A 9476-nucleotide genomic window follows, 5' to 3' on the forward strand; every position below is an offset into this window, starting at 1 on the left:
CCCTGTTGGACGGTGGGGCGGTGGGGTGCATAGGGTCCCCCCAACTGGCCCTCCCCCGATGATCGTCCGCACCCCTCTGGTGGAACTCAGCACCCTGGAGGCCGTGGCGTATCGCCAGAAGCTGCGCGGCGGTCAGGCCGGGGTGGTCATTCTTCGCCACGACAGCCCCCAGCCCGGCCTGGCGCTGGTGGATCGCCGCACCGGCGAGCCGGATCTCTCCGCCAATGTGCCCCTCGACCGGTTCCCCCGGGAGGCGTTCGTGTAGGCCCTGGAACTCACCTCCGGCCTGCCCTACAGCCGCCGCGGTCCCGTGCGCTCGCCGCTCACGCCGACCGCCGCCGGCACCACCGCGTCCGCCGGGGACGACACCGAGAACGCCGAAGAACTGGGGACCAGCGCCCCGGAGGCCGTGGCCACGGTGGGCAGCGCCGATTACGCCGCCATCGTGAAGGCCTACACCAACCGCAAGGGGGAGATCTCCTACGAACTGCTCAACAAGACCCTGATCCAGGCGGCCAACGCCAATCCCTACGTGGACCGCATGGTGCGCGAGGGCGCCACCCTGGAGCAGATCCGCGACCACGTGGTCAAGGCCAATTTCGAGGCTGTGAGCGGCAATCGCCAGCTCAGCGCCGTCGAGGTGGCCAGCATCGTGGCTCTCCTCGATGAGGTGAGTCCCCGCTCGGTGCTGGGGGAGCTCAACGGGGAGATCCGCAGGAAGCTTGGGCAGGCCACGGCTTGAAGCGCACGGCGCCTCAGAAAATCCCCAGCGTCTTCTTCTTGCAGTAGCCCGCCCCGATGTTCATCCAGCCCGAGAGACAGGGCTTGCCGTTGGTGGGGCGCACCTCGTAGTAAATGGGTGAATTGCAGTGCTGCTTGAGGTCGTTCACATACCCCAGCGGGCATTCGTTGTACCCCGGCAGCTTGGGAATCCGCTTCTGGGCCAGTGCCGGGTCCGTGGTCAGCAGCGGCAAGGCCATGAGCCCGGCGGCCAGGGCGAGGGATGGCTTCGGCATCGTTCGGCTCCTCACGTGCTGCGACCCTAGGGGCCACTGGTCGGCGGTGGCTTCGAGACGACGGGCTCGTAGCCGCGGGGCAGCAGGTTCCAGTCGGCGTTGAAGACGTGCACCCGGCGGGTGGCTTTGCCTTTCGTTTCGAACGGCAGACCGGCATGGGCCCAGGCCAGGGCACTGCCGGCCAGGTTGCGTACCTCGAAGCCCCGGCCCCTGAGCTCCCGGGTGTAGAGGCCGCTGCGCAGGCCGATGGTGCAGTACGGAACTACCAGCCAGGAGCGGTAGCGGGCGCTGTGGCGCTCGAAGTCCTGCTTCGTGATGGCCCCCGGCAGCATCGAGACGCGCTGTTCATGCGGCTCGCGCACATCGACCAGCACCGCCGGCCGGCCCTTGGGACGCGCCAGCCACTCGGCCACGGAGATCTCCGGTTGGGCCGGAAACAGCAGACGCTTCATGCCCCCGTAACGGCGCCCCACCTCGGCCGCCAGAACGTTGTCGGCGGTGCCCGCCTCCAGCCCACCGCGGCCCACCCCGATCCCGTGCAGCGCCAGCCCGCCCACGGCGAGGATGGCTGCAGCGGCCAGGGCTGCGGCCACCCGCCAACGCCCGAACAGGCCAGGGGATGTCATGGCGTGGCTTCTCCTGGCACCGGTAACGTCATGGCTTCAGCCTGGCGCAGGGATGGCCACGGCAGCGTTTGTCCCCGGCCCTCAGACTGATCCCTCACGACCTGCCCAGCGCGCGGGCCCCCCACCCCAGCCATGACCGACCCAGCCCTGCCGCCGATCGCTGGCTCAGAGGCGGAGATCCTTGCCCTGGTACAGCAGCCCGGGCCGGTGGCTCTGCCCCGCACCAACCTCAAGCTGGAGGAGATCCGTTCCGGGTTCGCCTGTGCGCTGCACATGCACCAGCCCACGATTCCAGCCGGGGCGCAGGGCGAGCTGATCTCCCACTTGCAGTACATGTTCGAGCACCAGGGGGAAGGCGATAACCACAACGCCGAGCCCTTCGCCCAGTGCTACCGGCGCCTGGTCGACCTCCTTCCCCAGCTGATTGGGGAGGGCTGCAACCCCCGGATCATGCTGGATTATTCGGGCAACCTGCTCTGGGGCCTGGAGCAGATGGGCCGGCGCGATGTGCTTGATGCCCTGAAGCAGCTCGCCTGCGATCCCGCACTCCAGCCCCATGTGGAGTGGCTCGGCACCTTCTGGAGCCACGCCGTGGCCCCCTCCACCCCCATCCCCGATCTCAGGCTGCAGATCCTGGCCTGGCAGCATCAGTTTGCCGCCCTGTTTGGCCGGGACGCCCTGGCGCGGGTGAAGGGCTTTTCGCCACCGGAGATGCACCTGCCCAACCATCCCGACACGCTGTACGAATTCATCAAGGCCCTGAAAGAGTGCGGCTACCGCTGGCTGCTGGTGCAGGAGCACAGCGTTGAGAACCTCGATGGCTGCAGCCTGTCTCAGGCGCAGAAATACCTTCCCAACCAACTCGCGGCGCGCAATTCCAGCGGCGCCGAGGTGTCGATCACGGTGCTGATCAAGACCCAGGGCTCCGACACCAAGCTGGTGGGCCAGATGCAGCCCTGCTACGAGGCCCTTGGCCTTGGCCGGCAGCCACTGGGGGCCACCACGGTGCCGTCACTGGTGTCGCAGATAGCCGATGGTGAGAACGGCGGCGTGATGATGAATGAGTTCCCGTCCGCCTTCCTCCAGGCCCATCAGGCCATCGCGTCCCGGGGAGGCGATCAGGCCACGGTGGCGATCAACGGCACGGAGTATCTCGAGTTGCTTGAGGCTGCCGGGGTGTCCGCCGGCGACTTCCCCAGGATTCAGGCGGTGCAGCAGCACAGGCTCTGGCAGGAGCTCGGCGGTGCACCCACCCCCGAGGCCACTCCTGAAGCCACCGCGGCGGCCATCGCCCGGCTCCAGGCCAGCGACCCGGCCTTCTCGATGGCCGGCGCCTCCTGGACCAACGACCTGAGCTGGGTGGAGGGCTACGCCAACGTGCTGGAGCCAATGAACCAGCTCAGCGCCCGCTTCCACCAGCTGTTCGACCCCCTGGTGGCCCAGGATCCCGCCGTGACCCGGACCCCCCGCTATCAGCGGGCCCTGCTCCACCTGCTGCTGCTGGAAACCAGCTGCTTCCGCTACTGGGGCCAGGGCACCTGGACCGATTACGCCAGCGAGATCCACCGGCGAGGGGAAGCGGCCATGGCTGATGCCTAGCGGCTGCGATCAGCGCGGATCGTTCGGCTCGGAAGCTTCCCGGCCGAGCGCAGCCACCTCTGGGAAGTATTTCGCCATGCAAGCATCGCAGACGCCGTGGGAGAACTCCACGTTGTCGTGGCTCTTGATGAACGCCTCCACCGTCCCCCAGTAGCCCTGGTCGTTGCGGATGCCCTTGCAGTAGGAGCAGATCGGGATCAGCCGCTCCATCACATCGAGGCGCTGCAGGGCACCGGCGAGCTGGTCGGAGATCCGCTTCAGTTCCAGCTGCAGCACCACCTGGTGGGCCAGGGTCTCCAGGGAGCGGATCTGCAGGGCGCTGAGTTCGCGGGGGCGGCGATCGATGACGCAGAGCGAGCCGATCCGGTCGCCGGATGGGGTGCACAGCGGCACCCCCGCATAGAAGACGATGTTGGGTTCGCTGCAGACCAGGGCGTTGTCCCGGAAGCGTTCATCCTCACGGGCATCCTTCACCACCAGGGTCCGGTCGCCGAGGATGGCGTGGGCACAGAAGGAGACATCCCGGCTCGTTTCGCTGACATCGAGGCCAACCTTGGATTTGAACCATTGCCGATCGGCATCCACAAGGCTGATCAGGGCGATGGGAACCTCGCACAGATGGGCGGCCAGGAAGGTGATGTCGTCGTACGACTGTTCGCTGTCCGTATCAAGGATGCGGTACTCCTTGAGAGCCTCCAGGCGTGCCGCTTCGCGGGGAGCCACGTTCGCGCGCATGGGGCAGCCGTATCACCTGAGCAAACGTTCGCAGGGTCCCGCGGGGGACCGGACGGGGGTTCACATCTCCTCATCCAGTTCGGGTGCTTGTGCCCACCGGCACGCGATCGCATGGCCGCCGCTGTAGACAGGGAACAGGCCGCGTGGTGAGGTCCTCTGGCTGGCTGGTTGTCCCGAGCCTTCGGCGCCTCCGGGTGGGCCTGGCGCGACCCCGACGACGCCATGGCCGACTGGAGTCGCCAGCGCATTCGCCGCGAGAGCGTTGTGCTGGCCGCGATGATCTTCGCCGTGGCGGCGGTGGCGCTCAGCGTCAACTACTGGAGCGCCACCCGACTGCTGCGCCACCAGGTGCGCGAAAACCTGCGCCACCTGGTGACCATCGCCGCCAGTGAGATGGATCCAGCCCTCGTCGCGGCCATCACGAGGCCCGAGCAGACGGGTGATCGGGATTATCGCCGGGCCAGCGTGCCCTTGCTGAAGCTGCGCCGGTTCGTGCCGGAGATCTATTACGCCTACGTGTTCATCCTTTCGCCGGAAGGGCTTCGCTACACGATCGACACCACTTACTACATCCAGAACCCGAGTGCCCCCGCCAGCGCCGTCAGCGTTGGTGACCTCTATGTCGATCCGTCCGACGATGCGCTTCGAGCTGCCCGCAGTGGTGTGATCACCATCAGCACCAGGCCGTACACGGACGACTTCGGGTCGTTCATGAGCGGATTTGCCCCCATTCGCAACAACGGGGGGGAGCTGGTGGGCTTTGTCGGGATCGACTTCTCGCTCGCCCAACTGCAACGCAAGGAGTTTCCGCTTCAGCTCACCTACCTGCTGGGCCTGGTCGGCAGTGCCGGATTTTCGGTTCTGGCGGCCAACTTCCATCGCCGCTCCCTCAAGGCCCGGGCCCGGGCCTTCCAGGCCATGGCCGCCGCCGACCGGGCCAAGAGCACGTTCCTCGCCACCCTCAGCCATGAGATCCGCACCCCGCTGAACGGGGTCCTCGGCATGACGGGCCTGGTGCTGGCCACCGAACTCTCCGCCCAGCAACGGGAGTGCCTCGACATCGCCCAAAGCTCCGGGGAGGCCCTGCTCAGCCTGCTCAATGAAATCCTCGATTTCACCAAGATCGAGTCCGGCAGCCTGCAGCTCGACCTGGCCCCGTGCCAGCTGTGCCCGCTCCTGGAGGAGACCGTCGCCACCTGCTCGAGCCTGGCCCTGGCCAAGGCGCTCCAGCTGTCGTTGGTGATCGGCCCGGAGGTTCCCCAGGCCATCCGCACCGATGCCATCCGCCTGCGCCAGATCCTGATCAACCTGATCGGCAACGCCATCAAGTTCACCGACGCCGGCAGCGTCGTTGTCTCCGTTCAGGTGGCGGCCGGTTCAGCCCCTGCCCTGGGGCCAGGCGCGACCACCCTGTCGTTCAGCGTCACCGACACCGGTGTCGGCATGGCCGCCGACCAGATCGGCCTGCTGTTCCAGCCCTTCCGCCAGCTCACCACCAGCGCCAACACGCCCCATGCCGGCACCGGCCTGGGGCTGGCCATCAGCCAGCAGCTCGTGGCGGCCCTCGGCGGCACGATCGAGGTGGAGAGCACCCTCGGCCGCGGCAGTGTGTTCCGCTTCCACCTGCCGGTGGACGTGGTGGCCGCCGACCCCGCCCCCACGCCGGTGGCGCCGGCCCTGCCGCCGAGGGCGGAGGAGGACGACGGGGCCGCCTTTGCGCTGCGCCATCCCCTGCGCATCCTGGTGGTGGATGACAGTGCCGTGAACCGGCGGCTCTGCGAGCTGTTGCTGCGGCGTCTCGGCTATGCGCCGGAGTCCGCCGTCGATGGGCAGGAGGCGCTGGAGCGCCAGCAACTTCTCGATCCGGAGGTGATCCTGATGGATGTGCAGATGCCCCGGCTCGATGGTCTGGAGGCCACCCGCCGCATCCGCGCTGCCACAAGACGGCCGGAGCGGCCCTGGATCGTGGCCGTCACCGCCTTCAGCTCCGCCGAGGAACGGGAGGCGGCCCTGCAGGCGGGCATGAATGAGGTGCTGGCCAAGCCGCTCAAGGCCGAAGCCCTCCAGGCCAGCCTGATCGCCGCCCACGCCCACGGCCGTCAGCCCTCCTCCTAGCGGCCTGCCTCAGGGCAGGGTGAAACCGGAGGTGTTGAGGTGCTTGAGGTCGAGCATGACCACCGTGATCCAGACCAGCAGGGCCAGGCCACCGAGCGAGCCGATCACGGCCACCAGGCCCACGATCACCGACCTGGAGGAACCACTGTCGTTCGTCACGGGCACGGAGCAAGCTTGTGCCACTGTCCCATGGCCTGGCCACAGGGCCGCGCTGGTTCCCTCACCCGACCACCTCGGCGGCCTCGCCGGCATCAGCCAGCACCAGCCGCAGCAGCACCGGCGCCAGGAAGGTGGTGCCCATCACCATCAGCAGGATCGCCGCCTCGAGCGACGGCCCCAGCACCCCGGTCTGGGTGCCCAGCCCCAGAAAGATCAGGCCCACCTCGCCGCGGGGCATCATCCCCAGACCCACCGCCAGCCGGTTGGTGGGCCCGCTGCTGAGGTAGCTCCAGCCGGCCGCCACCTTGCTGACCACGGCGGCCGCCAGCAGGAAGCCCGCCATCACCAGCCCCTCGTGGTTGGCGGCGTTGAAGGGGTTGAGCACCGACAGGTCCATGCCGCTGCCGATCAGCACGAAGAACACCGTAGCGAACAGGGCCACCAGCGGCTTCACCGCCTCCTCGATCGCGTGCCGGTGCCGCGAGCCGCTGAGGATCAGGCCACCGGCGAAGGCCCCCAGGGCCGCCTCCAGCCCGAAGGCCTGGGCCGCGAAGCAGGCCAGCGACAGCACCAGGAAGGCGGCCACCACCACCTCTCCCGGGGCCTTGAGGCGATCGAGCAGCCCGTCGAAAGGGGGTGCGGCGGTGCGGCTGAGGAACAGGGCCACCACCACGAACACCGCGGCCGCGGCGATCAGCTTCAGGATCGGGCCGAGGCTGAAGCCTTCGCCGCCGGCCAGGGCCACCACCACGGCCAGGATGACGATGCCGAGGATGTCGTCGAGCACGGCGGCGCCGATCACCGTCTGCCCCTCCCGGGTGCGCAGGAACTTCAGCTCCCCCAGCACGCTGGCGGTGATGCCGATGCTGGTGGCGGTCATGGCGGCACCGGCGAAGATCGCCGGCAGCAGGGGCACGCCGAACAGGAACTGCAGCCCGAAGGTGCCCAGGGCGAAGGGCAGCACCACCCCGGTGATCGCCACCGTGATCGCCTGGCCTCCCACCGCCATCAGCTCGTCGAGTTCGCTCTCCAGGCCGGTGAGGAACAGCAGGGCCAGCAGGCCGATCTTCGCCACCGCCTGCAGATTGCTGAAGCCGTGGTCGTAGATCTCCTGCACCTGGTCGGGGCCCACGTGGGCCAGGGCGGCGATCGTGCCCTCGGCAAGGGCGTTGAGCTGGCCGCCCAGTTCCGGCGCCAGGATGAGATGCAGCCCCGACACGCCGATCAGCACGCCCGCCACCAGCTCGCCGAGGATGGCCGGCAGGCGGAAGCGCACCATCAGCTCCGCCAGGGCCCGGGCGGCGAACAGGATGACGATGAAGCGGCCCGCCTCGATCAGGGTCTCGGCCGCTTCGATCTGGTGGCCCCCGGTGGCGAGCAGCAGGGAGGGCATGTCCATGGCGGGCCGGCTGGGGCGATGGCGAAATCCTTTCACCCCCTGGCGGGGATCGGGCCCGGGATCAGCGGATCACAATCCCAGGGCCCGGGCGGGGGTCGGGCGCCGGCCCCCTCAGACTGAAGGACCAGCCGGGCCCGGAGTCTGCAGCGATGGCAAGGTTCAGGCGGGAAACGCGGCAACGGCTCCGGGGGCGGCTCCGGCCCGGTGACGTCCCACCGGAGGGTCGGCCGGCGATCTCGTGGGGTGTGGTCGTGGCGGTGGGTCTGCTGCTGGCCGGGGTGCCGATGCTGCTCTTCAATCAGCAGCACTCCGGCGATCCGCTCAAGATCCGCCGCGAACTGCGCAAGTTCTGAGCCCGACGCCCTGTGACCCTGTCCCGCCCCCGCCGCTGGTTCCTGCGCCTGCTGGGGGGCCTGGTCGCCGCGACCCTGCTGGCCGCCATGGCGGGCTGGGCCGGCGCCGCCGCCCGGCCGGCCGATCCGCTGCCGTCCTGGAATCCGGGGGCGGCGCGGGACGGCATCCTCAGCTTCGTCCGCCAGACCACGGACCCCGCCAGCCCCCGCTTTGTGCCGCCCGCTGAGCGCATCGCCACCTTCGACCAGGACGGCACCCTCTGGGTCGAGCAGCCGGCCTACCCGCAGGTGCGCTTCATCCTGGAACGGGTGCCCGGAGCGGCGACCACCCGGGCGGAACTGGAGCGGCTGGCCGCCACGGCCCTCAGCGGCATGCCCCTGGAGACCTTCAGGGCCGACGTGCGCCAGTGGCTGGCCACGGCCCGCCATCCCCGCTGGCAGCGCCCCTACACCGAACTGACCTACCAACCGATGCAGGAGCTGCTCCGCTACCTGCGCGCCAGCGGCTACAAGACCTACATCGTCACCGGAGGCGGCCAGGACTTCGTGCGCGTCTACGCCGAAGGGGTGTATGGCATCCCTCCCGAGCAGGTGATCGGCAGCGCCGGCGCCACCCGTTACGGCTACGACAGCCAGGGCCGGCCTTTCCTGACCAAGGAGCCCCGGCTGCTGCTCAACGACAACGACGCCGGCAAGCCGGAGGGCATCCAGCTGATGATCGGTCGGCGGCCCATCGCCGCCTTCGGTAACTCCACCGGTGACCGGCAGATGCTGGAGTACACCAAGGCCGGTGACGGCGCGCGCCTGTCGATGCTGGTGCTGCACGATGACGCCCGCCGCGAGTATGCCTACGGTCCGGCCCTGGGGTTGCCGGATACGAAGGTGGGGCCGTTCACCCAGGGCCTCTATGCCGAGGCGGGCCGGCAGGGCTGGATCGTGATCAGCATGAAGAACGACTGGAAGCGGATCTTTGCGTTCGAGCGTTGACGGGCGAACCTTGATGGCCCAGATCCCCACTGCGCTCTAGGGTCGAAGTCAGTCGATCCGCCGCCATGAAAGCCCTGGCCGTTTCCCTGCTCAGCGCCTCGCTGGTCCTCGCTGCCGGCTCCGCCGCCCAGGCCCAGCAGCGCTGCACCTTCCTGCAGCCGATCGGTGGCGATGGCACCTCCCCGATCGTCTCCAAGCGGGTCGGGGCCGCCAAGCTGATCGGCAAGGAGAACTGGAACACCGACTTCATCGTCAACCAGCCCTACAGCAGCTTCAAGTTCTTCTTCACGGCCAACTCCTCCGACGCCAACGCCAAATATCCGGTGAGTGGCTTCATGAAGTTCAGCGATGGCAGCAATCTGCAGGTGATCAACGAAGTCATGAACCCGCCGATCGGCACCGGGCGGATGTTCGGCCCCTTCCCCGCCATTCCGGGCAAGCAGGCCAGCCAGATGAACTTCAAGGTGGGCGCCAGCAGCGACCCCGG

General features: G+C 68.6%; 12 protein-coding genes. 7 read left to right on the top strand and 5 right to left on the bottom strand.

Annotated features, from left to right (window positions below; genetic code table 11):
• The first annotated feature begins 58 nt into the window (after positions 1-58).
• Positions 59-265, top strand: a complete 207-nt coding sequence (locus tag KBZ04_RS10470; protein ID WP_254991876.1) for a hypothetical protein — start codon at positions 59-61, stop codon at positions 263-265.
• 45 nt (positions 266-310) lie between these two features.
• The gene (locus KBZ04_RS10475) at positions 311-742 is read left to right on the top strand and encodes a hypothetical protein (protein ID WP_254991877.1); all 432 of its coding nucleotides are present in this window, start codon (positions 311-313) and stop codon (positions 740-742) included.
• A 13-nt stretch (positions 743-755) separates the two neighbouring features.
• On the opposite strand, the gene KBZ04_RS10480 is transcribed toward KBZ04_RS10475, so the two are convergent.
• Together KBZ04_RS10480 and KBZ04_RS10485 are read right to left on the bottom strand one after the other, a co-directional pair.
• Positions 756-1016, bottom strand: a complete 261-nt coding sequence (locus KBZ04_RS10480; RefSeq protein WP_254991878.1) for a hypothetical protein — start codon at positions 1014-1016, stop codon at positions 756-758.
• A 26-nt stretch (positions 1017-1042) separates the two neighbouring features.
• Positions 1043-1642, bottom strand: a complete 600-nt coding sequence (locus tag KBZ04_RS10485) for a rhodanese-like domain-containing protein (RefSeq protein WP_254991879.1) — start codon at positions 1640-1642, stop codon at positions 1043-1045.
• 132 nt (positions 1643-1774) lie between these two features.
• Here KBZ04_RS10485 and KBZ04_RS10490 point away from each other — a divergent pair, with 132 nt between their 5' ends.
• Entirely contained in the window at positions 1775-3241 is a 1467-nt protein-coding gene (locus tag KBZ04_RS10490) for a glycosyl hydrolase family 57 (RefSeq protein WP_254991880.1), read from the top strand.
• 9 nt (positions 3242-3250) lie between these two features.
• On the opposite strand, the gene KBZ04_RS10495 is transcribed toward KBZ04_RS10490, so the two are convergent.
• The gene (locus KBZ04_RS10495) at positions 3251-3976 is read right to left on the bottom strand and encodes a GAF domain-containing protein (protein WP_254991881.1); all 726 of its coding nucleotides are present in this window, start codon (positions 3974-3976) and stop codon (positions 3251-3253) included.
• Positions 3977-4144: 168 nt separating this feature from the next.
• Between KBZ04_RS10495 and KBZ04_RS10500 the strand changes: the two genes are divergently transcribed.
• Positions 4145-6091, top strand: a complete 1947-nt coding sequence (locus tag KBZ04_RS10500; RefSeq protein ID WP_254991882.1) for an ATP-binding protein — start codon at positions 4145-4147, stop codon at positions 6089-6091.
• A gap of 9 nt (positions 6092-6100) precedes the next feature.
• Here the strand turns inward: KBZ04_RS10500 and KBZ04_RS10505 are convergent, their stop codons facing one another.
• Both KBZ04_RS10505 and KBZ04_RS10510 read right to left on the bottom strand, forming a co-directional pair.
• Positions 6101-6256, bottom strand: coding sequence for a hypothetical protein (locus KBZ04_RS10505; RefSeq protein WP_254991883.1), 156 nt, complete (start codon positions 6254-6256; stop codon positions 6101-6103).
• 55 nt (positions 6257-6311) lie between these two features.
• On the bottom strand, positions 6312-7649 hold the full coding sequence (locus KBZ04_RS10510) for a cation:proton antiporter (RefSeq protein WP_254991884.1): 1338 nt from the start codon (positions 7647-7649) through the stop codon (positions 6312-6314).
• A gap of 149 nt (positions 7650-7798) precedes the next feature.
• Here KBZ04_RS10510 and KBZ04_RS10515 point away from each other — a divergent pair, with 149 nt between their 5' ends.
• The 3 genes from KBZ04_RS10515 to KBZ04_RS10525 form a co-directional block, all read left to right on the top strand.
• Positions 7799-8002 carry a hypothetical protein gene (locus KBZ04_RS10515; protein ID WP_254991885.1) on the top strand — a complete coding sequence of 68 codons (204 nt, stop codon included), beginning with the start codon at positions 7799-7801 and terminating at the stop codon, positions 8000-8002.
• Positions 8003-8014: 12 nt separating this feature from the next.
• Positions 8015-8989, top strand: a complete 975-nt coding sequence (locus KBZ04_RS10520; RefSeq protein WP_254991886.1) for an HAD family hydrolase — start codon at positions 8015-8017, stop codon at positions 8987-8989.
• A gap of 65 nt (positions 8990-9054) precedes the next feature.
• A partial coding sequence (locus KBZ04_RS10525; RefSeq protein WP_254991887.1) for a hypothetical protein occupies positions 9055-9476 on the top strand: 422 nt, incomplete at its 3' end.

It is taken from the genome of Cyanobium sp. N5-Cardenillas, from assembly GCF_024345515.1.
Lineage (GTDB): Bacteria > Cyanobacteriota > Cyanobacteriia > PCC-6307 > Cyanobiaceae > Cyanobium.

What these genes read in the sequence shown, in the direction of transcription:
- KBZ04_RS10470 (WP_254991876.1), top strand. Translation starts at nt 59, where the DNA reads ATGATCGTCCGCACCCCTCTGGTGGAACTCAGCACCCTGGAGGCCGTG.
- KBZ04_RS10480 (WP_254991878.1), bottom strand. Translation starts at nt 1,016, where the DNA reads ATGCCGAAGCCATCCCTCGCCCTGGCCGCCGGGCTCATGGCCTTGCCG.
- KBZ04_RS10485 (WP_254991879.1), bottom strand. Translation starts at nt 1,642, where the DNA reads ATGACATCCCCTGGCCTGTTCGGGCGTTGGCGGGTGGCCGCAGCCCTG.
- KBZ04_RS10490 (WP_254991880.1), top strand. Translation starts at nt 1,775, where the DNA reads ATGACCGACCCAGCCCTGCCGCCGATCGCTGGCTCAGAGGCGGAGATC.
- KBZ04_RS10495 (WP_254991881.1), bottom strand. Translation starts at nt 3,976, where the DNA reads ATGCGCGCGAACGTGGCTCCCCGCGAAGCGGCACGCCTGGAGGCTCTC.
- KBZ04_RS10510 (WP_254991884.1), bottom strand. Translation starts at nt 7,649, where the DNA reads ATGGACATGCCCTCCCTGCTGCTCGCCACCGGGGGCCACCAGATCGAA.
- KBZ04_RS10515 (WP_254991885.1), top strand. Translation starts at nt 7,799, where the DNA reads ATGGCAAGGTTCAGGCGGGAAACGCGGCAACGGCTCCGGGGGCGGCTC.